Source organism: Pedobacter sp. UYEF25, from assembly GCF_054061655.1.
Genome location: NZ_JBSSEL010000005.1, coordinates 176,555 through 200,481, shown reverse-complemented (window position 1 = coordinate 200,481; position 23,927 = coordinate 176,555). Strand labels below are relative to the sequence as shown.

Annotated in this window: 12 protein-coding genes and 1 tRNA gene; 11 read left to right on the top strand and 2 right to left on the bottom strand. The window is 37.5% G+C overall.

The window, feature by feature from the left end; translation table 11 throughout:
• Positions 1-78: 78 nt before the first annotated feature.
• The gene (locus ACVWYG_RS07315; protein ID WP_457269516.1) at positions 79-1,302 is read right to left on the bottom strand and encodes an HD domain-containing protein; all 1,224 of its coding nucleotides are present in this window, start codon (positions 1,300-1,302) and stop codon (positions 79-81) included.
• 111 nt (positions 1,303-1,413) lie between these two features.
• Between ACVWYG_RS07315 and porX the strand changes: the two genes are divergently transcribed.
• The 10 genes from porX to feoB all read left to right on the top strand — a co-directional run bounded on the left by porX (position 1,414) and on the right by feoB (position 22,789).
• Positions 1,414-2,967 (top strand): T9SS response regulator signal transducer PorX, encoded by a 1,554-nt coding sequence (gene porX, locus ACVWYG_RS07310; RefSeq protein ID WP_457269515.1) that lies wholly within the window; start codon positions 1,414-1,416, stop codon positions 2,965-2,967.
• Between the two features lie 341 nt (positions 2,968-3,308).
• Entirely contained in the window at positions 3,309-5,624 is a 2,316-nt protein-coding gene (locus tag ACVWYG_RS07305; protein ID WP_457269514.1) for an NADP-dependent malic enzyme, read from the top strand.
• A gap of 14 nt (positions 5,625-5,638) precedes the next feature.
• Positions 5,639-6,223, top strand: coding sequence for a Holliday junction branch migration protein RuvA (gene ruvA / locus ACVWYG_RS07300; RefSeq protein WP_457269513.1), 585 nt, complete (start codon positions 5,639-5,641; stop codon positions 6,221-6,223).
• 10 nt (positions 6,224-6,233) lie between these two features.
• Positions 6,234-13,412 (top strand): T9SS outer membrane translocon Sov/SprA, encoded by a 7,179-nt coding sequence (gene sov / locus ACVWYG_RS07295; protein ID WP_457269512.1) that lies wholly within the window; start codon positions 6,234-6,236, stop codon positions 13,410-13,412.
• Positions 13,413-13,606: 194 nt separating this feature from the next.
• Positions 13,607-13,987 carry a glycine cleavage system protein GcvH gene (gcvH, locus tag ACVWYG_RS07290; RefSeq protein ID WP_457269511.1) on the top strand — a complete coding sequence of 127 codons (381 nt, stop codon included), beginning with the start codon at positions 13,607-13,609 and terminating at the stop codon, positions 13,985-13,987.
• A 15-nt stretch (positions 13,988-14,002) separates the two neighbouring features.
• A complete protein-coding gene (locus ACVWYG_RS07285) occupies positions 14,003-14,419 on the top strand; it encodes a VanZ family protein (RefSeq protein ID WP_457269510.1) in 417 nt (138 codons plus the stop codon).
• 241 nt (positions 14,420-14,660) lie between these two features.
• Positions 14,661-17,423: an outer membrane beta-barrel protein gene (locus ACVWYG_RS07280; RefSeq protein ID WP_457269509.1), complete on the top strand. Its 2,763-nt coding sequence runs from the start codon at positions 14,661-14,663 to the stop codon at positions 17,421-17,423.
• Positions 17,424-17,648: 225 nt separating this feature from the next.
• Positions 17,649-20,366: a TonB-dependent receptor domain-containing protein gene (locus ACVWYG_RS07275; RefSeq protein ID WP_457269508.1), complete on the top strand. Its 2,718-nt coding sequence runs from the start codon at positions 17,649-17,651 to the stop codon at positions 20,364-20,366.
• A gap of 86 nt (positions 20,367-20,452) precedes the next feature.
• Entirely contained in the window at positions 20,453-20,668 is a 216-nt protein-coding gene (locus tag ACVWYG_RS07270; RefSeq protein WP_457269507.1) for a FeoA family protein, read from the top strand.
• 12 nt (positions 20,669-20,680) lie between these two features.
• On the top strand, positions 20,681-22,789 hold the full coding sequence (gene feoB / locus ACVWYG_RS07265; RefSeq protein WP_457269506.1) for a ferrous iron transport protein B: 2,109 nt from the start codon (positions 20,681-20,683) through the stop codon (positions 22,787-22,789).
• Positions 22,790-22,916: 127 nt separating this feature from the next.
• On the opposite strand, the gene ACVWYG_RS07260 is transcribed toward feoB, so the two are convergent.
• On the bottom strand, positions 22,917-23,393 hold the full coding sequence (locus ACVWYG_RS07260) for an Lrp/AsnC ligand binding domain-containing protein (RefSeq protein WP_457269505.1): 477 nt from the start codon (positions 23,391-23,393) through the stop codon (positions 22,917-22,919).
• A 354-nt stretch (positions 23,394-23,747) separates the two neighbouring features.
• On the opposite strand from ACVWYG_RS07260, the gene ACVWYG_RS07255 reads away from it, so the two are divergent.
• A tRNA-Asp gene (locus tag ACVWYG_RS07255) sits at positions 23,748-23,891 on the top strand.
• Positions 23,892-23,927 lie beyond the last annotated feature (36 nt).

The following is a 23,927-nucleotide window of genomic DNA, read 5'->3' as shown; positions in this document are numbered from 1 at the left end:
AAACAGGCGTGTATGGGATAATTTACACAATGATAAGATTTTAAATACAACAGAAAATTTATTTTTAGTTAAAAAAGCTTAAATCCCTCGTGGGTAACAGAGAATAAATTTCTCTACGGTTTTTTGTAAAGACTCTAGATTAGAAAGATCAGAGGCTTTAGCAATATCTAGTACCTCGTTATTTTTCATTAAAATTTTAACGTTGCCTACACCTGGATGGTATGCCCTATTCTTAATCGTGTCTGTAAAGACAAAGTATTCAATGTCATCTTTATCAATTTCTAAGAGATTCATAGCATCGTCCTTAAGCATTGAAATTCTATCTTCACTTGTTAAATTTGTGCTAATTTCTACCTTATACAAATTTCTGTAAATAAGCATGTGTGATAGTTTAGACAAAATTTTGTCGCTATGGTTTATCCAAACTTTTATAGAAGTGTGAATGTCTTGATCGTCTAAATTAGTAAAATGGGTTAAGCTTTCTTTGTTATCGAAGAAATTTAGCTCATCAACGTTGTTCTTTAAAAAATAATTTAGAGACGGAGGCGCAAACAGTTCATGGCCCATAGAGGCCAAGTATTTTGCTCTGGCCAATATTTTTACCAAAAGCATTTCACCCGCGATAACTGTTTTGTGAAGGTATACTTGCCAATACATCAGCCGACGTGCAATTAGAAATTTCTCTACAGAATAAATTCCTTTTTCCTCCAATACAAGATTATCGTTGCTAACATTTAACATTTTGATAATCCTATCAAAGCTAATTACGCCCTCACTTACCCCAGTAAAAAAACTATCTCTATTCAGGTAATCCATTCTATCTAGATCTAACTGCCCTGATATAAGCTGATTTAAGAACTTCTTAGGATAAGTGCCACGAAAAATTTCAATAGCTGTATCTAGTTTTCCCTCAAAATGGAGGTTTAGTTTATGCATCAATTTCAGGGAGATGTCTTCATGTTTTATTCCGGTTACAAGCGAATGTTCTAATGCATGTGAAAATGGTCCGTGGCCAATGTCATGCAATAAAATCGCCAACAAAGCGGCCTGTTCTTCTGCGTCAGTAATGTGGTTTCCCTTACTTCGCAACAATGAAATAGCGAGCGACATAAGGTGCATAGCGCCTAATGCATGATGAAACCTGGTATGAAGTGCACCAGGATAAACCAAATGAGTCATTCCTAATTGCTTAATGTAGCGCAAACGCTGGAAATAGGGGTGTGAGATGACATCGTAGATCAACTCTGAAGGAATGCTGATAAAGCCGTAAACAGGGTCGTTTATTATTTTTTTCTTATTCAATAGTTAAAAAGAGTTAAATAGAGGGATGCGGTACAAAAATTGCTATTTTTATTTATACTTTGAATAAACTCATTTAAATTAAACTCAAAATTTAATTATTATTACATTAACATGCTAGAAACCAAAATTTTATGGGCAGATGACGAAATCAATCTGCTTAAACCTCATATTCTATTGTTAAACGATAAAGGCTATGACGTTACCACCTTTACCAACGGGAACGACGCCTTGGAAGCATTTAGAAATGGGCAATTTGATTTGGTTTTTTTGGATGAGAACATGCCTGGTATGAGTGGGTTAGAAACCTTATCAGCGATTAAAAATATCAGTCCGGATGTGCCAGTTGTACTTATTACAAAAAGCGAAGAAGAAAATTTAATGGAAGATGCCATTGGCAGTAAAATAGATGATTACCTAATAAAGCCTGTAAATCCAAAGCAGGTATTGTTAACCATTAAGAAGCTGATAGACAATAAACGTTTAATCAATGAGAAGACCTCTATGGCTTATCAACAAGACTTTAGAAGGTTGGGGATGACGTTAGGCGATAAACTTAGTTACGAAGAATGGGTAGATGTATATAAAAAAATCGTGTTCTGGGAGTTGGAGTTAGAAAAGCTAGACGATCCGCAGATGCATGAGATTTTGACGATGCAGAAACAAGAGGCCAATACACAGTTTTCAAAATTTATTCAACAACATTACCTCGCTTGGATAAAGGACCGCAACATTGCACCTTTAATGAGCAACGAACTTTTAAAGAAGAAAGTTTTTCCGCTGCTTGAAGAAAATACGTCTGTGTTTTTCATTTTAATAGACAATTTACGCTACGATCAATGGAGGGTAATCCATCCCCTTATCTCAGAGTATTTTAGGATAGATGAAGAAGACATGTATACTGCCATTTTACCAACGGCAACTCAGTATGCCAGAAATTCTATTTTTTCTGGGCTGATGCCTTTAGATATGGAGAAGCGTATGCCTAAACTTTGGCAGAACGATGATGAGGAAGGCGGTAAGAATTTGCACGAAGAAGAATTTTTGGCAGACAATATAAAACGCAGTTTGCATAAAGATTGCAAGTTTAGCTATCATAAAATTTTAACTTTTGAACAGGGGAAAGAATTGGTAGAAAACACGAATAATTTATTAAAAAACGATTTCAACGCCATTGTTTTTAACTTTGTAGACATGCTAAGTCATGCGCGCACCGATATGCAAATGATTAGGGAGCTTGCCAATGACGACGCCGCATATAGGTCTCTTACGCTTTCTTGGTTTGAACATTCTCCACTATTTGATTTGTTGAAGAAACTAGCGCAAAAGAAAACAAAAATAGTGTTGACAACAGATCATGGAACGATACGGGTTAAAAAACCTGTAAAAGTTATTGGTGATAGAAGCACAAACTCTAACCTACGTTACAAACAGGGAAGGAATTTGAGCTTTAATGAAAAAGAAGTTTTTTCAATAAAAAATCCGCACGAAGCCATGTTGCCAAAAATAAACATTAGCAGCAGCTATATTTTCGCCCAAAACGACAACTACTTTGTCTATCCGAATAATTACAACCAGTTTGTGAATTATTACAACGAAACTTTTCAGCACGGGGGAATTTCATTAGAAGAAATGATTATTCCAGTAGTTACTTATTCACCTAGATAGAGGTTAATCATTCTATATTATGTCAAGATAGGTTAGACTGCATTTCAGCCTAAAAGTCTATAAATCCTTTTCATACCGATCTAAAATCGCATATTAACTTAGACGTTAATGTAAAGTGCGGTTTTAGTTCGGTTTTCTTCTAGCGGGCTATTTTTCAAACCTACGACACTCACCAAAAGATTCTACGCTTAAATGTATCCGCTTAGAATTGCCATTAACTATTTGAGCAACAAACATAAACTTTGGATTTCCTTAGAACGGGCAAATAAAATTCCCCGGTAATTATATTATGCATTTCAAAAGAATTGTAACTTGCATTTTTAATACCAAAACTAACTGCGATGAGCAAGAGCAAGACTAGCAAGAAACAAGACGCTTTAGATTACCATTCAATTGGCCGCCCTGGTAAGATAGAGGTGATACCTACCAAGCCTACAAATTCTCAAAGAGACCTCACATTGGCCTACTCGCCTGGTGTGGCAGAACCCTGTCTAAAAATAGCAGAAAATAAAGATGATGTTTATAAATATACCGCAAAGGGGAATTTAGTTGCTGTAATTAGCAATGGTACCGCGGTTTTGGGTCTTGGAGATATTGGTGCAGAAGCCAGTAAGCCAGTAATGGAGGGAAAAGGGTTGCTGTTTAAAATCTACGCAGATATTGATGTATTCGATTTGGAATTAGACTGTAAAAACGTTGATGATTTCATTAAAATAGTAAAAGCGTTAGAACCGACTTTTGGAGGAATAAATCTTGAAGATATAAAAGCGCCAGAGTGTTTCGAAATAGAGCGCAGGTTAAAGGAAGAGATGACCATTCCGGTAATGCACGATGACCAGCATGGTACTGCAATTATTTCAGCGGCAGCCTTGATTAACGCTTGCGAGATTCAAAAAAAGAAATTAGATAAAATCAAGATTGTAGTTAACGGCGCTGGCGCTGCGGCAGTTTCTTGTACAAAACTTTACATAAGCTTAGGGGTGAAGCCCGAAAATGTAGTCATGTGCGATCGATCTGGCGTTATTAGAAAAGACAGAGCAGACTTGGGTGTAATTAAAGCGGAGTTTGCCACTTCTAGAAAAATAAATACTTTAGAAGAAGCAATGAAAGGTGCTGATGTATTTATTGGGCTATCTTCGGCGGATTGTGTAAGCAAAGAAATGATCGTTTCTATGGCGAAAAATCCTATTGTTTTCGCTATGGCAAATCCTAATCCAGAGATTGCTTACGAACTTGCAACAAAAACACGTAGTGATGTAATTATGGCCACCGGACGGTCGGATTACCCAAATCAGGTAAATAATGTATTGGGTTTTCCCTACATTTTTAGGGGCGCATTAGATGTTAGAGCTCGGGCAATAAATGAGGAGATGAAAATTGCAGCTGTAAATGCGATAGCGCAATTGGCGAAACAAACGGTTCCTGAGGCCGTAAATTTAGCGTACAATTCCAGAAATTTAAAGTTCGGTAAAGATTACATCATTCCAAAACCAGTAGATTCTAGGCTTATTACGGAAGTTTCTATCGCGGTTGCAAAAGCAGCGATAGAAAGTGGGGTGGCGAGAAAAATCATAACCAATTGGGAAAAATATGCCGATGAGCTTAGAACGCGTTTGGGTTTAGATGATGCAATTATGCGCTCCGTAACAATCCACGCAAAGGCAAATCCTAAAAAAGTAGTGTTTGCTGAGGCAGATAATTATAAAATTCTTAAAGCCGCTCAAATTGTCAGAGAGGAAAATATAGCGATTCCTGTGCTTTTAGGCAATAAGCAGAAGATACAAGAAATTATAAGTGCAAATGCGCTTGAACTCGACGATGTAGAAATTATCGATCCTGCATTGGAACCGGAAAGAAGTGCGCTATATGCGGAGTCGCTTTATAAAAAACGTCAAAGAAGTGGTTTTACGCAAACTGATTCGATAAAAGCCTTGAGAGACCGAAATTATTTTGGGGCAAGTATGGTAGAATTTGGCGAGGTAGACGCTATGATTTCTGGTCTAACCAAGAATTACGCCGCCACTATAAAACCTGCATTGCAAATTATTGGCGTAGAACCGGGCATAAGGCGCGTTGCCGGCATGTATATGATGATGACAAAAAAAGGCCCTGTATTTTTTGGAGACACAACGGTAAATGTTAACCCAACTGCAGAAGAATTGGTAGACATTACGCTTTTAATCGACCGATCTGTTAAGCAATTTAACATTATACCCCGAACTGCCCTTCTTTCTTACTCTAATTTTGGTTCGAATGATGGAGAGACACCAGAAAAAGTAAGAGCAGCCGTAAAAATATTGCATAGAGATCATCCAGAAGTTTTGGTAGATGGAGAAATGCAGGCGAATTTTGCGATGAATAGCAAATTGCTCGAAGAAAATTTTCCTTTTAGTCGGTTGGTAAAAGACCCGGCCAATACATTAATCTTTCCAAATTTGGAGGCGGGAAACATAGCTTACAAGTTGTTGCAAGAATTAGGCGAAGCTGAAGCGATAGGCCCAATCTTACTGGGGCTCAATAAGCCGGTTCACATCGTCCAACTTGGCAGCTCTGTTCGCGAAATCGTAAATATGGTAACCATAGCAGTTGTAGATGCCCAGGCAAAAGAAAGCTTAGGTAAAAACTCCCCAAAAAAGGGTAGATTTACGCAAAAATAGATAACAATACTTGAATGTATGATTATATAGACGGGAAACTCAATTCTAAAAACCCTGCATTTGTTGTAATAGAGGCTGGCGGAGTGGGTTACCACATTAATATTTCGTTAAATACGTACAGCAGTTTGCCAAGTACTGAGCGGTGCAAATTGTTTACATGGCTACATGTTAAAGAAGATGGCCATACGCTGTATGGCTTTGCAGACGAGGGGGAACGTAGATTGTTTTTACATCTAATTTCTGTTTCGGGTATTGGGCCTAATACCGGCAGGATGATTTTATCGTCCATTACCCCCTTAGAAATTCAAGCCGCCATCGTCCATGCAGATTATCCTTTAATACAACGCATAAAAGGACTTGGGGCGAAAACCGCACAACGCTTGGTTTTAGAACTGCAAGATAAGCTAAAAAAAGAAGGTTCAGACTCGCTCATTTCTATGCCTCAGCATAATACCGTAAAAGATGAGGCTTTGTCGGCCCTGGTAATGCTGGGCTTTGCAAAGCTTTCAGCGGAGAAGACATTAGATCAATTACTAAAAATATCAGAGGCTCAACTTACTGTGGAGGAACTGATAAAGCAAGCATTAAAAAAGTTATAATAACCTGTTTTTGAAGAAAATCTGCACTCAATTTTTTCTCCTCCTTATTGTTTGTTGTGCAGTAACAACTTCTGCGCAGGTGGTATTGAACAAAACTGATAGCTCTAAAATTAAGCAAAATAATTTATCCCTAAAAGAACGACAACTGCTTGGTTTAAGCCCAATTAAAAGTTCATTTTTCCCGCTACAGGGCAATATGAAAACAATAGTTGAATATGATGCAAAAAATAAACGTTACGTTGTAAAAGAACTCATTGGAGACACTTATGTTACTCAAACTAAGTATTTAACTATTGACGAGTATCAAAAATATGTAAATAGCGAAATTACGAGGTTTAATTTTAGAAAAAACTCTAATGCCGAGGTTAATGAGATTCGAACTACTGGCATTATCCCTCCAATTGAGGTAAGGAGCGAGGGTTTTGAGAAATTATTTGGAAGTGGTTTAATAGATATCCAACCTCGTGGCGAAGCAGAGCTTACTTTTTTAGTGCGTAGAAATAAGAATGAAAATCCTTTATTTAATGAGAGGCAAAGGGTTCAGACAAATTTCGATTTTAACCAACGGATTCAAATGGATCTGGTTGGCAACATTGGTACCAAGCTTAAGATTGCAAGTAACTATAATACTGAGGCACAATTTGATTTTGAAAACCAGATTAAATTAGACTACACTGGTGGACAGGATGAAATCATTAAAAAAATTGAGGCTGGGAATGTAAGTCTACCCTTAAATACTACATTAATTAGTGGAACGCAGGCGCTGTTTGGAATAAAAACTCAACTTCAGTTTGGTAAGCTTAATGTTACAAGTGTGTACACACAGCAAAAATCGCAGTCGAAAGAAATTAGAATTACAAACGGTGCTCAACAGAATGAATTTCGGATTAGTGCCGACAGCTATGAATCAAATCGGCATTATTTTTTAGCGCAATACTTTAGAAATAACTATAACAAATTTCTTGCAAATGCACCGATCATTACTTCGCCAATACGCATTACACGTATAGAAGTTTGGATCACAAATAAGTCTGGAAGCACGACAGACAGTAGAGATGTGCTCGGTCTTTTAGATTTGGGCGAAAATCAACCTTACAATACCAGCTTAATTACGGGAGGTACTTCCGCACTTCCGGCAGGTACAACGGCGGCGGGCTTTCCCCAACAATCCAACTCGTTGTTGAGAAATTTACCACCCGGCGCCCGATTTACAAATAATAACGACATTATCAATTATTTTCAGGCCAGCGGTGCTACAGATAACTACGGTAAAGTGGTCTATGCCAGACGTTTGTCTGATAATGAGTTTACTTTTCAACCCCAGCTTGGCTACATTTCTCTTAATAATCCTTTAAATAGTGATGAAGTTTTGTCTGTAGCCTACCAATATACTTATAACGGTCAGGGCTATCAGGTTGGGGAGTTTTCTACAGATATCCCTTTTGACCCTACCAATCCAAAGTTGCTTTACACCAAGTTGCTTAAGAATGAAACCACTAAAATAAAGTTGCCAACTTGGGCGCTGATGATGAAAAACATCTATTCAATGGGTGGATATCAGATTAGTCCGGATAACTTTATTTTTAATATTTTTAGGATTGATAACCAAACTGGAGTAGAAAGTCCTGTGATGACGGAGGGGCAAAATACCAACAATCAACAATGGATTCGGCTTGCAGAGTTAGATCGATTAAACCAGCAAAATGAGCGGAAACCAGACGGAGTATTTGATTTCGTTTCTGCAAATAATGCATTTGGAACTTACGCTGCCGGCGGTAGCAACGCTTATGCAGCTAGCGCATCGAGCAATCCGTTTGGAGGAAATCTATCTACTTCTGGTAATGCTCAATCTCTTTTTAATACCAATAATGGATATGTAACCATCGACCCTGCAAATGGGCGAATTATTTTTCCGGTAATTGAGCCATTTGGAAAAGATTTGGCGTCAAAATTTTTACCAAGCGAGCAAGGATTGATAGATAAATATGCTTTTACAGCTTTGTACGATTCTACCCAAACCATTGCAAAGCAATTGTTTCAAAATCAAAATCGCTATGTTTTCAAGGGAAGTTATCAATCTACCGTTTCCTCAGAATTTAGTCTTAATGCGTTTAACATTCCTGCCGGTTCTGTAAAGGTTTTCGCTGGGTCTACGCCGTTAACAGAAGGAGTTGATTTTACGGTAGATTATCAGGGAGGAAGAATTAGCATCATAAACCAAGCACTGCTGCTTTCTGGGCAGCCGATAAGAATCACAACAGAAAACAATGAGCTATTTGGTTTACAGCAGCGCTCGCTCTTTGGCACTAGGTTAGATTATCGGGTAAATAACAAATTGAACATCGGCGGCACTGTCATGAATTTGACGGAAAAGCCACTTACGCAGAAAGTAAACCTTGGCGAAGAACCGGTATCTAATACCATTTGGGGCGCCGACCTCAATTACAGCGCTCCCTCCAGATTTTTGACGAAGTTGGTTGATAAAATTCCGCTAATCTCTACAAAAGCACCATCTAGTGTGACCTTTTATGGCGAATTTGCCAACTTGATACCTGGGCATCCTAAGTCTTTGGACTTTGCCGGAAGTGATAGAGGAGTAAGTTATTTAGACGATTTCGAAGCTTCGCGATCCGTTATAGATTTAAAAGGAGCGATTGCCTGGCAAATCTCTGGAACGCCACAGTTGTTTCCAGAATCCCAATTGGTTAATGACTTGTCATATGGTTACAACCGCGCTAGAATGGCCTTCTATAACATTGATCCAACTTTCTACAATAGTTCTACATCATTAATTGGAAACATTGCAAATCGCAAAAACGAACTTTCTAACCCGTATGTTAGGCAGGTAATAGAGCAAGAAGTATATCCTTTTAAGCAAACGGCAGTCGGTCAGCCTTTAAATATTGCCACTTTAGACGTTGCTTATTATCCCACCGTGCGTGGTCCATATAATTTTACCACCTCTGGGTTTGCCAGTGATGGTTCGCTGCTAAATCCTAAAGGCAGATGGGCCGGATTTCAAAGGAAAATAGAAACCAACGATTTCGAAGCCCTAAATGTTGGATACATTGAAGTTTGGATGATGGATCCATTTATCAGCAAGCCAAACTCAACGGGAGGAGATTTATATTTTAACTTAGGTAATATCTCAGAAGACATTTTAAAAGATGGTAGAAAATCTTTAGAAAATGGACTGCCTGCCACAGACGATCCGACGAAGTACGACGAAACCAATTGGGGTAGAGTACCGAAATTGCAACCTGTGGTACAGGCTTTTGACAACGATGCGACCATAAGAAAAGCACAAGATGTTGGTTTGGATGGACTGTCTGACGAAAATGAACGACTAAAATTTGCTCCCGCAATAAACATAATTAGAGGTCAGCTTAACCCAGCCGCCGCAGCAGGTTTAGAAGCCGATCCATCTTCTGATGATTACAGTTATTACCGTGGCCCAGTTTTAGATCAAATTGGGGCAGGTATTTTAAAGCGTTATGAGCGATATAATGGTACAGATGGGAACTCGAAAACTGCCCAGCAGTCGCAGGCTGAGTTAGGTTTGGAGAATTCTGCCGCTACATCCCTGCCCGATGGAGAAGACATTAATCGCGACAATAACATGACGCAAAGCGATGAATATTTTCAATATAAGATATCCTTAAAGCCTGCTGACATGATTGTAGGGAAAAATTTTATCACCGATAAGGTAACCACCCAAGTGAAACTCTTAAATGGCAATACGCAGGCCATTACTTGGTATCAACTCCGTATCCCGATAGATCAGTATCAAGACAGAGTTGGCGATATACAAGATTTTAAATCTATTAGGTTTTTTAGGTTGTTTATGACAAACTTTGCAGACACGACCGTATTGCGTTTTGCAGCCCTTCAATTAGTTAGGGGTGATTGGCGCGCGTATAATGCCACAAATGGTGCAGAGCAAGTTATTGTAGACCCCTCTTTGCCAATACTTACTCCAGATAATTCTACCATAGAAGTGGCGACCGTAAATATTGAGGAGAATGGAAAAAGGCAGCCGATTCCGTATGTAACGCCGCCAGGAATTGTGCGAGAGCGAGATTATAGCAATTTTAATGGAGATACCCGTTTAAATGAGCAATCGTTATCGGTTACAGTTAAAAATTTACGAGATGGATATGGAAGAGCTGCATTTAAAACTGCATTTAGCGATTTCCGTTCTTATAAACGCCTACAAATGTTTATACATGCAGAAGCGATCGACAATATGGTGCTTAATGACAGAGACATTTCTGGATTTTTACGTATCGGTACAGATAACCAAGACAATTACTACGAATATTCCATCCCGCTAAAAGTTACGCAGCCAGGAACAAGTGATCCTGAGAAAATATGGCCTGCAGAAAATGAGATGGATATTGATTTATCTCTTTTTCAGAAAGCAAAGCTCGCCAGAAATGCAGCTCGGTTGCCAAATGGTCAAAATTGGCCAATAAATGTTCCTTTTGGTTTTTCAGATGGTTTGCACACTGTTACGATTAAAGGGCAGCCCGATATGAGCAAAGTGAGGGTGTATATGCTTGGGGCAAAAAATCAATTAAGAGTTGCAGGCGATGTAGAAGGCGATAATTTAGATAAGAGCGTGTTGCTTTGGTTTAATGAGTTGCGGTTGACCGAATTTGACGAACGCGGCGGTTGGGCAGCAACTGCGCGATTAAATTTAAAATTGGCCGATTTTGCAGAAGTAAATGTTTCTGGAAGCAGATCTACCATCGGTTTCGGCACGTTGGATTCTAAAGTTGGCGAAAGAAATCGATCAAACAATACACTTCTAGATGTTTCGACATCCATAGAACTTGGAAAATTTCTTCCACAAAAATCTGGAGTGAAAATTCCATTGTTTTTAAATTATACGGCACAGATTGCTACGCCGCAATACAATCCTAGTGCGCCAGACATTGAGCTTAAGACGGCACTGAATGGCGTAAGCAAGGCACAAAAAGACTCTATTTTAAACTTTGCACAAGATTATACAGAGCGGCGCGGAATTAATTTTACCAACGTACACAAAGAGCGCGGCCAAAACGCCAAACCGGCCCAACTTTGGGACTTAGAAAATTTTGCGGTAAGCTATGCTTTTACAAAATATAGTCATCGCGATTTTATCACCCAAGACAATTCTCAGAATGTTTATAGAGGATCATTGCAATATTCTTATGCAAAGGAAGCAAAGAATTATGCGCCTTTTGAAAAGATTGTAAAATCTAACTTATTGAGGGTGCTCAAAGATTTTAACTTCAGCTTGTTTCCAAGTGCAATAAATTTTAGGATTGAAGTAAACAGGTTGTATGCAGAAAATACGCTTAGAAACAACGACCCGAACAATAGCATTCCAGTTTTTCAAAATGGGTATCCGACTACTTTTAATAAAAATTTTAACATAAATAGGATTTATGGAATTTCTTGGAATTTGACAAAGTCACTCCAGCTGGATTTTAACGCAACCAATTATTCCATCATAGACGAACCTGATGGAAGAATTGATGGATTGAAACGAGATACTGTGTGGGAAAATTTAAAAAAATTGGGTCGTACGACAGACTACAACCATAATTTAAATTTAACGTATGCCATACCTATAAATAAATTGCCTGGTTTAGATTGGGTTATGATGCAGGCAAGATATGGAACCAATTTTAACTGGCAAACTGAGCCTTTGGCAACACTGCAAGATCCAAATATCAATTTAGGGAATACGGTTCAGAACAGTCGAACGGTGCAACTCAATCCCACATTGAATTTTTCCTCTTTATACAATAAGTTCGGTTTTCTGCGCAACAAAGAATCGTCGGGCGCAACAGGATTTTTTATAAACTTACTTACAAGTATTAAAAATTTAAATGCTGCTTACACGCAAACAAAAGGGATTTTTTTGCCCGGCTATTTGCCAAATACTACTTATTTTGGTTTAGATAAGGCAACGGGTGCGCCTGGTTTAGGCTTTGCATTCGGTAGCCAGAGAGATATAAGGGAAATGGCACTTGGAAGTGGCTGGCTCACCTCAGACACGTTACAAAACCAGCTGTATGTAAACTCGCTACACGAAGATTTAAGCCTAACTAGCCAAATTGAACCTATAAAAAACTTAAGAATCACGCTTCGTGCAAATAAAGCACAATCTAGAAACTACTCCAGTAATTTTAGATACCTCGCGGCTACAGATGCGTTCGAAAACTTAAATGGGATTACGAGTGGCGACTATAGCATATCGTACATTGCTTTGAAAACCTCGTTTAAAGAGAATAACTCTAGCATTGTTTCAGCATTATTTAATCGTTTTATGGCCAATCGGATAATTATTTCTCGAAGACTTGGCGCGCAGAACCCAAATTCGGCAGGAACGACAAATGGATATGCAGATGGGTATGACAAGCAAAGTCAAGATGTGCTGATTTCTGCCTTTTTAGCGGCTTATTCAGGCAAAGATCCAAACCAAATAAAAACAAATTCTTTTCCGAACATCCCGTTGCCAAATTGGAATTTAACCTATAGTGGCTTAACTACCATACCGTTTCTTGCAGAAAGGTTTTCTTCCATCGATATTAGACACGGTTATCGGTCATCTTACAATGTAAATGGCTACAATACCTTATTAAATTATGGGGAGAATAATGGTTTTGTAACTAGTAGGGATGGAAATAATAATTTTTTGCCGAAATACCAATTTGCACAGGTAACTGTTTCAGAGTATTTTGCCCCTTTAATTGGGATAGATGCAAGGTTTAAAAGCAGTTTAAGCGCTTCTGTTGAGTTTAACAAATCGCGTTTATTGGGATTAAGTTTAGCAAACAGCCAACTCGCGCAATTCTTAGAAAATAACATTGTATTAGGCATTGGCTACCGCACCAATAAATTTCAATTCCCATTTGGTTGGTTTTCTAATTTAAAACTCGACAACAATTTGGATTTTAAGCTAGATGTCGCTATTCGAGATAATAAAACGGTTATTTACAGGGCAGATGTTGAAGAAGCGGAAGTATCTTCTGGAGCAAAAAACATTACTTTTAGGCCAACAATCGATTATGTAATCAATCAAAAATTCAATATCAAACTGTTTTACGATTCCAACATTACCAAACCCTATACTTCGCAGACTTTTAATACTTCTTTTAGCAATTTTGGCTTTAGTTTAAGGTTTATTTTCAACTAAGAAGGTTGATTTAAGTATTGTGAGCGACATTGTGCTTTAATACAGAAGCCGGGATCTTCAGTACCAAACCTAAACCTCCTTTATTTTTTTCTAAAATAACTGATGGCATTTCAAACGGCATCAGCGTCTTCAAATCAAATACATCTCAATATTTCAGTTTTATAATTAACTTTGTGCAACTAATTATTAGACGCATGGATTTTCCTATAGAATTTAAGTATACCAAAGACCACGAGTGGATTAAGATAGATGGCAACGAGGCAACCATTGGCATAACACAATTTGCGCAAAGCGAACTTGGCGACATTGTTTATGTTGATATAAACTCAGTTGGTTCTACAATAGAGAAAGATGAAGTTTTTGGAACTGTAGAAGCGGTTAAAACAGTTTCTGACTTATTTATGCCAGTTACAGGAACTATTGCAGAAATTAATCCCGCACTAAATGACAATCCTGAGTTGGTTAACTCTGATCCATATGGAGAAGGATGGATGGTAAAAGTTACTGTTACAAATCAAGCGGACATTGAGGAGCTTCTTTCTGCAGATTCTTACAAAACATTGGTAGGTGCATAATTGGCAAATATGCAAATGTTAAGAATCCAGAAATGGGCAATTTTCTGGGCAATTTTTATCTTAATTCTCTGCAACATTCGCCTGCCGGATACCTCCGGTAGCGGGTTTTTTTTTAAAGGTTTCGACAAGATGACTCATTTGGGGTTTTTCTTTGTCCTTTCTGTATTGTTGTTTTATGGGAAGATAAAGTATCAACACAGTTTTGCATTTCGAAAATTAACTGTCGTTAAAATCCTGATCATCAACATTGCGCTAGGTGGCGGGATAGAACTTTTACAATGGAAAATTTTTACATATAGGTCTGCAGAATGGTGGGATTTTGGCAGTGATATGATCGGTTGTTGTATGGCAATATTTAGTTATGTATTGCTACACCGTTTAAATCCGTTAACTGTTGCTTTGAGAGATGAACAACTTCTTAAGAATGATTAAACTAAAAATATTTCTCGGCGGTTTACTTGTTGCGCTATTAATTAGTGGCTGTGGCCTTTTTAAGAAGGGCTGCGGTTGCCCAACGGTGTATCAGAAAACGTTATCCCTGCGAAAGCCCAATAAGTTCTAAACCTTTTTTTGGGTGTGTATTTAAATTGTTACCATCGGCTTCCTTTTCTCAATGAAACCTTTACCACTTCTTGGAGTCTGAAAAGATGATTTAAAATAACAATCTGAATTAATGAGATCATTCCTTCGCATAATAATTATGCTTATTGTAGTTGCCATGTGTAACTATAGTGCCAACGCTCAAAATGCTGCTACGGTTACTGGTAAAGTGATCAATTCAAAGGATAAATTCCCGGTAGAATTTGCTTCACTGGCGATACGAAATTTAAAAGATTCTACTGTAGTTGCCACCGGACAAACAAATGGTGATGGTGTTTTTACGTTAAAGCCGTTGCCCGCTGGAAGATATAGGATTTACGTTGCATATCTTGGCTTGAAGCCATTAAACAAAGATTTCGAGATTATCGATAAAGCGATCAATCTCGGTAGTTTGGCATTGTCAGATGATGGTTTAAATTTAAATACTGTCGATGTAACGGCTACTATTCCTGTTGTGGTTAAGCAAGATACTTTAGAATTTGATGCAAAATCTATTAAAACTAGAGAAAATGCAGTTGTAGAAGATGTATTAAAGAAGCTGCCCGGAGTTGAAGTTGCGAAAGATGGTAGTATTAAAGCGCAGGGCGAGACCATTACAAAAGTAAAAGTAGATGGAAAGGAGTTTTTTGGAAGTGATCCACTTTTGGCTACCAAAAATTTGCCGGCAGATATGGTGGATAAAATTCAAATTATAGACGAACAGTCTGAACAAGCAAAATTTTCTGGTGTGGATGATGGGGCAAGAACCAAAATTTTAAACATTACCACGAAAAGTGGAATGAAGAAAGGATATTTTGGAAATAGTAGTTTAGGATATGGTACCAATGATAGATACGATGAAAACATCAATATAAATAAATTTGATAGCGATCAGCAAATTAGTTTGATAGGTCAGTTTAACAATGTTAACAAACAGAATTTTGGCGGTGGTGGCGGTCGTGGGAATAGGTTTGGCGGTGGCGGCGGAAGCTCAAGCGGCGGAATTACTACAACAAATGCTGCGGGCTTAAATTTTGGAGATACCTACAAAGACGGAACGGAGATCCAAGGAAGTTACTTCTTCAATAAGTCTTCAGTTTTTAACGATCAAAATAGTTTTACTCAAAACCTATTAGGCAACACCATCACAACGGTTGCAAATAATTCTACCAATAATACCAATACCACCAACAATAGGTTTAATTTTATGGTTGATACCAAGTTGGGAGAAACGGCTTCGTTAAAAATTCAGCCAAATATTAGCTACACAGAAAACGATGGTGTAAATCAAAGCACCTACAATAAAAATTTGTTGAGCGGGCAGACGATCGGTTTACAGAACTACAACACAAAATCGACGACACCTAACATCAGCAACAATTTACTGTTTCGCAAAAAATTTCAACGTCGTGGGAGAACACTTTCTTTAAACGTTAGTACAACAATTGGGGACAACAACAGCGAAAATAAAAATTATATTTCCGAGCGCATTCAAACCGGTACTGATAGTACCACAAATCTTACAAACCAATTAAACAATTTAGCCAGCAATTCCATCAGCAATACATCTCGTCTTGTCTATACAGAGCCAATTTCTAAGACGCTTAGTATGGAATTTAATTATCAAAATGGATTTAATAGAGACAATCAAGATCGGGCGGTGTTAAATTTTAATCCCGCTAGCGGCATGTATGATGTGATAGATTCTGTGTACAGTAACGTGTATCAAAACAGAACGCTTACCAATGCGGTTGGATTTAGCTTGAGTAAAACGGAGCGAAAATATAATTTGAATATTGGTGTTGCGGGTCAACAAACCAATAGAATAAACAGCAACTTAACTACAGGCTTGGTTAGAACTCAAAACTTCATCAATTTAACACCTTCGGCAAATTTCAGGTATAATTTTAGCAATTCAAAACGCTTAAGTATAAGATATAGAGGAACGACTCAGCAGCCATCTATAAGTCAAATTCAACCGATCCCAGACAATACAAATACGCAAACTATTTTTGTCGGAAACCCAACGTTAAAGCCGTCTTTTAACAATAACCTGAATTTTAGATACAACAATTTTGATTTTGCGCACTACCGTATTTTCTTCGCATTTTTAGATTTAAACCAAAGCTTTAATGCCATTGGCAACAACAATACGTTAATAACCGATCTTAACGATCCGAACTATGGAAAAATTGCGACTACCTATGTAAATGTTGGCGGAGTTTATTCTGGTAATGGAAATGTAACTTATGGTGTGCCACTTTTGCCCGACAAAAAGTTAAATTTAAACATGTCGTTAAATGGCCAATACAATCGAAATACCAATTTTACAAATTCCATTAAAAACATTACCAATTCATGGTCGATTACAAACCGATATACCTTTGTAACCAATTTTGATAAATTTGATTTTACTGGCGGTATTTCTGGTACTATAAATACAGCAAGTTATTCTGCCCAACCAAAATCAAACACTACTTATTACACGGTTAACCCAAATTTCGAAACGAGCTATGTTTTTCCAGGTAGCATCCGTTTTGCGGTAGATTTAGATTATATTAACAATAGCGGCCGTGGCGAGGGTTATAATACTCAATATACCCTAGTGAATAGCTATGTAAGCAGACAGTTTTACAAAAATAAATTTACTTTCAAGGCAGCTGTAAACGATGCTTTTAATCAAAATCAAGGCATTAGCCGTACAGCTACAAACAATACAATAGTAGATTTAAATTATAACGTGCTCAAGCGTTATTACATGTTTTCTCTTACTTATTCTATTACTAGAATAGCTGGAAAAACCATTGGAGGAGACATGCAACAAGATGGAGGAAGAGGTTCCAGACAGAGAATGTAATGTTTAAACTAACAACTAGTAAGCGCTAATTGTCTTTTTTTTTTAAAATCTGTTTTTGGTGTCAACATGCGGTTAACGCTGTTGATAGCCACTTATTGTTTATATTATAAGAGGTTTAAGGACAATATACGAGTCTAAATCGTTTTATCTATTATTTTTGTTACGAAAGCGATGTAAACCTTTTAGTAATTTCACAGTCATTAATGGCAACTAAATCAGGCTCGGATGACTAAATATTTTACTATAATTTTTTTTCTTTTTGTTTTTTCCTTCGCAAAGGCGCAAAAGAAGGCGTCTGTTACTGGCGTAGTTTTAGATTCAAAAGATAGTAAGCCAATTAGTTTTGCTTCTATCCTCATAAAAAATTCAAAAGATTCTACCGTTGTTGCGAGCGCAAGTACCGATGATGACGGTCGCTTTAAATTTGAAGGCATAAAACCTGGCAAGTACATTATTTATGCTGGTTTTTTAGGCTACCAGAAGATTTTGAGAAATTTTTCCTTAACGGAAGAGAAACCCAGCTTAACGCTTTCTAACTTTATGTTAGAAGGCAGTAGCACAGACCTAAATACGGTAGACATTACGGGAAAAGTTGCGCCAGTTGTGATTAAAAAAGATACCGTCGAATTTAACGCGAGTTCTTTTAAAGTGATCGAAAATGCTGTTGTGGAAGATTTGTTAAAAAAGTTGCCGGGCGTGGAGGTCGATAAAGATGGCGGGATAAAAGCGCAGGGGGAAACCATAACGAAAGTGTATGTAGATGGGAAAGAGTTCTTCGGCAGCGATCCGCTGTTGGCTACAAAAAATCTTCCTGCCAATATGATTGCCAAAATACAGGTAATAGATCAAGGGTCAGAACAATCTAAATTTACAGGTATAGACGATGGAAGTAGAACTAAAGTCTTGAACATTACCATAAAGAAAGACAGAAAATATGGGCATTTTGGACGCGCAGATGTAGGATATGGGACAAATGATAGGTATGACGCTTCGTTTAACGTGAATCAGTTTGAAAACGAGAAAAAATTAAGCGTAATTGGCCAGTTTAACAATGTTAACAAACAAAATTTTGGCGGGGGCTTAAGAGGAGCTGGGATTACTGAGACAAATGCAGGTGGAATTCGTTTTGTGGATTCTTATGATGACAAAACTGAGATTAATGCCAATTACTTCATTAATAAGTCCAGTAAGACTGAACTTAGAAATAGCATCAATACCAATTTTTTGGGGGATGTAACCACTTTGTTCAAAACCAATCAAAATAACAATGCTGATAGATTGAACCACCGGTTTGATTTTATGGTAGATACAAAATTGGACAGTTTAACTTCTATCCGCATCCAGCCAAACATTAGTTTTACGGTAGATAACAACGATAATTTAAATACTTATAACAGAGATTATGGCAATTACATCATAAACGGAACTCAAAAATATAAAAGCCACAATACTTCGCCTTCAATTAACAATAGCCTTTTATTACGTAGAAATTTTAACAAAAAGGGCAGAACTATTTCATTGAGTTTTAATACGAACCTAAATAATAACGATGGAAATGTGTATAGCGATATTGAAGAGTTGAATACGCGAGACAGCGTAATTAAGTCTCGTTCTGACAATCAATTTAATGATCAAAAGGGCGAATCGCTAAACCAAAGTGAGCGTGTGGTTTATACTGAGCCGATTTCTAAAACACTAAGTTTCGAAGCTAACTATCAAAATGGCTATAATCACAACACGTCAAATAGATATACCTATGATTTCAATCCTTCCACTTTGAAGTATGATTTGATAGATACAACTTATAGCAATGCGTATGAAAATACCATTTTGGAAAATCAAGGCGGGTTAAGTATTAATTATAATGCAGAAAAGACGAATTGGAATTTTGGCTTGTCTGTAGAAAATACCGATAGAACGAATACCAACTTAACGAATGATTATATATTGAAGCAGAATGTTACCAATTACCGCCCATCGGCAAGTTACAGGTATAGATTTAGCGACAGTAAGCGATTGTATGTGCGTTATCAGGGTAGAACGAACCAACCGAGCATACAACAGTTGCAGCCTGTAAGAGATAATACAAATACGCAATCTGTTCCTATTGGTAATCCAAATCTGAAACCAGAATATAGCAACTCTTTGCGGGCTTCGTATCGAGTTTTTACCCCAGGAAAAAATCGGTCGTGGTTTGTTAATTTAAACCTAAGCCAAACCTCTAACAATATTTCAAATAGCTCGGTTTTGCAAAAATCTGGACTATATGAAGGTAAAATTGCCATAACACCAATTAATGTAAATGGTGTTTATTCCGGCAATGTGTCTTCTGATTTAAGTTTGCCTTTAATGCCGGAAAATAAACTGAATTTTAATATTAACGTTTCTCTTAACTATAACCGAGACGTAAACTTTACCAATGCAGTAAGAAATATTACCAATAATTATTCATTAAGAAACGGTTATCGCCTCAGTTCTAATCTAGATAAATTAGACTTAAATATTGCCGTTTATGGAGACCTAGATCATGCTACCTATTCTGTTCAGCCTGATTTTAATACGACTTTTTATAGATTGAGTCCAAATGGAAATATAAGCTATCTTTTTCCGGCAGACATCCGTTTTGCCATCGATGCAGATTATACCCTTAACACCGGTGGCGATGCAAGTTTTAATAACCAGTTTACTATTGTTAACAGTTATGTTAGCATATTGGCATTTAAAAAAGCTGGAACTTTTAAAGTTGCTGTAAATGATTTACTTAATCAAAATCAAGGCATTTCTAGAAGTGCAAATAACAATACCCGTAGGGAAACGAACTTTAACGTTTTGAAACGTTACTTTATGTTTTCTTTTGTTTATGCACTTAATAAATTTGGAGGCAAACAAGTGAGCATGGACGGCGACGGAGATCGTAGAAGGCGGGGAGGAAGAGATTATTAGGTTTAAGCGTAGTATAAATGTAATATATACGGCCTCTTATTTGGATTAAATCTAAAGAAAGATTAACTTGCCGAAAATTAATCCACATGAAACTGTCGCATTTAAAAGTTGGAGAAACCGCAACCATAGTGGCTTTTACTGATTTAGACATGTCTATTAAACTTATGGAAATGGGCTGCTTGCCCGGAGAAGTAGTAGAAGTAGAACGCTTTGCGCCCTTTGGCGATCCAATGGCAATCCGCATAGCAGGCTATCAACTTTGTTTACGAAAAACAGAGGCAGATGTAGTAATCATTCAATAAACAAAACCGAGGTTGGGCAGTAGAATTGCATTAGTTGGTAATCCAAATACGGGTAAATCTACGTTGTTTAATCAGCTAACGGGGTTAAATCAAAAAATAGGCAATTTTCCTGGTATTACTGTTGATAAAAAAACAGGCACGACAAAGTTGCCGGATGGAAGTATCGCCGAAATAGTAGACCTTCCAGGTACCTATAGCTTATATCCTAAAAGTAACGATGAAAGGATTGTTTTTCAGGTGCTTGCAGATAAAACAAACTCTAGCCATCCAGATATAGTCGTACTAATTGTAGATGCGTCTAACCTAAAGCGTAATATGTTGCTGTATTCGCAGGTTGCTGATTTGGGTATTCCGATGATATTGGCCTTGAACATGACCGATTTGTCAGATAAGCAAAACATTTACATCCACGTAAATAAACTTTCAGAAAAATTAGGTGTTCAGGTCATTCCAATTTCTGCGCGAAGCAATGTCGGCATAGAAAAACTTAAAACCGCGATTGCGTATACAAATAAAATCCCCACACAGCTCGCTGCGGTGGATGTAGATTTTTTAGTTCCCGAAGCGATAGAAAGTGCAAAAAAAATTGTCGGTACAGAAAATGATTATTATGCACTTCAAGTACTTCACCAACACAAGTTCTTAAATAATTTAACAATCGAGCAGCAACGAAAGCTTAGCGATTTAGAGATTGAATATAAATTTGATTCTCCAAAATTACAGGCAGCGGAGACTATCGCTCGATATAAGCGCTTTGGAAGCATTCTCGCCGACGTAATTATCGATAAAGGACGTGCGTCAAAGTTTACTATAAGCGATAAAATAGATGGAATACTCACCCATAAAGTCTGGGGTTTTGTGATCTTCTTGCTCATCTTATTTCTTATTTTTAATGGGATTTTTGCCTGGTCGGCTTATCCAATGGCATGGATAGAAACTTTCTTTGGTTGGATAACTGAGTATGGCCATCAATTTTTACCTGCAGGAATGCTAACCAATCTTATTTTGGATGGCGTGGTGGCCGGACTTGGTGGTATTTTTGTTTTTATCCCTCAAATTGCGATTTTATTTGCTTTTATCTCTATTTTAGAAGATACCGGTTATATGGCTCGAGTTACCTTTATGATGGATAAGGTGATGAAAAAAGTCGGATTAAACGGTAAATCTATCGTTCCGATGATTGGCGGAATTGCCTGTGCGGTGCCATCTATTATGGCTGCAAGAAATATAGAAAATTGGAAAGATAGAATGATAACCATTATGGTTACGCCGCTTATTAGTTGTTCTGCAAGGCTGCCGGTATATATATTGCTTATATCTCTCATCATTCCTCAAAAAATAATTTGGGGCATCATTAGCTTGCAAGGTTTGGCACTGATGATCATGTACCTCATCAGTTTTATTGCTGCAATTGCTGTTGCTTGGGTTATGAAGGTAATTATCAAAGCAAAAGAACGGTCTTATTTTATTATGGAACTTCCCGTATATCGGATGCCCAGGTGGAAAAATGTTCTCTACAACATGATCGAAAAGTCTAAAACGTTTGTATTCGAAGCCGGAAAAGTGATAATTGCCATTTCCATTATTTTGTGGGTATTGGCGTCATTTGGGCCTGGGAATAGGTTTGAAAAAATTGAGCAAAAGTATGAGGTTTTATCGGCAAAACAACCAGATCAAACTGAACACATAAAAACTTTAATTGCCACAGAAAAGCTAGAAAACTCTTACGTTGGAATTTTAGGACACTGGATAGAGCCCGCAATTAGTCCGTTGGGTTACGACTGGAAAATAGGAATAGGGTTAATTACTTCATTTGCGGCCAGAGAAGCGTTCGTAGGCACTATGGCGACCATTTATAGCGTTGATGGTGGCGCGGACGACAACTCGACCATTAGAAGTAAAATGGCAGCTTCAGTAAACTACAAGACCGGCTTGCCCGTTTACTCTTTTGCAACTGGTATTTCGTTAATGCTTTTTTATGCTTTTGCGCTACAATGTATGAGTACTGTTGCGGTAGTCTACAGAGAGACAAAAGGGTGGAAGTGGCCAGTTATACAATTGGTCTACATGACAGCAATGGCTTATATAGCAGCGCTTATCGCTTACCAATTTTTAAAATAGTTTAGCTAGAAGAGCAGTTGCAGGATAAACCTGACCTGTGTATCTTGTCTTCGTCTTACTCTAGATAAAAAAGCCTGTCATATCAGTCTTTTGGACGACCAGCAAATGTGCGTTACAAAAGCCTTAACTAGCCCAATTCAATCTGTCGTTTAATGCTTTCTTCTAAAGAAATTAGTGTTTCTGTACGTTGTATGCCCTTAACTGCTTGTATTTCTTCGTTTAATACCTGCCTTAAATGCGCTGTATCTCTACAAATAATTTTGGCAAACATACTGTAAGCACCAGTTGTATAATGTAGCTCTACCACCTCCTTTATTTTACTTAATTGCGTAACTGCATCTTTATATAATATTCCTTTTTCTAAGTAAATACCCAAAAAAGCGCAAATGTCGTAGCCTGCTTTTTGAGGGTCTATAATCAGATGCGAACCTTTTATAATGCCCATTTCTTGCAGTTTCTTCATCCTAACATGAATTGTGCCGCCAGAAACAATTAATTCCTTTGCAATTTCGGTATATGGCTTAGTTGCATCGTGCATCAATTGTTTCAATATGTCAATGTCGAGGTTATCAATCTCTAAATTGTAATTGTCCTTTTTTAACATTTGTTTTCATATTTTTATACAAATATACAAATTCATATAAATATTATAATAATTTTTTTATTTACTTATAATATTTGCAAACTAATGGAAGATCTCTTACATTTGTAGTAAGCAATTAGGAAAACGGATGAATTCTTTGACAATTGCACAACAATGTAGGGTGGTGAAACAGGCAGACACACCTCCTTGTCTCGGTGGCGGAGAATACGGAAAATACAGTTTACTGTGCTAACCACTCCTTGAAGGTTCGATTCCTTCCCCTACAGCTTTGAGTTGAAAGTTAGATGTTAAAAGTTTTAAGTGTTTGATGCACTTTTAATCTTCGGTGTTTAACGTGCAATTCTGCTAACATAATGTTGGGTGGTGAAATTGGCAGACACGCCTCCTTGTCTCGGTGGTGGGGAATAATGGGACAAACGCAGTTTATTGGGTTGACCACAATTAATTTTTTGAACTGTAGCTAACTACCCCTTGAAGGTTCGACTCCTTCCCCAACAGCATTTTATGAATAATAAGTTAGTTTAAAAACGAGTA

Bases quoted from the DNA above. Each gene is read 5' to 3' on its own strand.
- ACVWYG_RS07305 (WP_457269514.1), top strand. From the start codon at position 3,309: ATGAGCAAGAGCAAGACTAGCAAGAAACAAGACGCTTTAGATTACCAT.
- gcvH (WP_457269511.1), top strand. From the start codon at position 13,607: ATGGATTTTCCTATAGAATTTAAGTATACCAAAGACCACGAGTGGATT.
- ACVWYG_RS07280 (WP_457269509.1), top strand. From the start codon at position 14,661: ATGAGATCATTCCTTCGCATAATAATTATGCTTATTGTAGTTGCCATG.
- ACVWYG_RS07260 (WP_457269505.1), bottom strand. From the start codon at position 23,393: ATGTTAAAAAAGGACAATTACAATTTAGAGATTGATAACCTCGACATT.
- ACVWYG_RS07285 (WP_457269510.1), top strand. From the start codon at position 14,003: ATGTTAAGAATCCAGAAATGGGCAATTTTCTGGGCAATTTTTATCTTA.
- ruvA (WP_457269513.1), top strand. From the start codon at position 5,639: ATGTATGATTATATAGACGGGAAACTCAATTCTAAAAACCCTGCATTT.
- porX (WP_457269515.1), top strand. From the start codon at position 1,414: ATGCTAGAAACCAAAATTTTATGGGCAGATGACGAAATCAATCTGCTT.
- ACVWYG_RS07275 (WP_457269508.1), top strand. From the start codon at position 17,649: ATGACTAAATATTTTACTATAATTTTTTTTCTTTTTGTTTTTTCCTTC.
- ACVWYG_RS07270 (WP_457269507.1), top strand. From the start codon at position 20,453: ATGAAACTGTCGCATTTAAAAGTTGGAGAAACCGCAACCATAGTGGCT.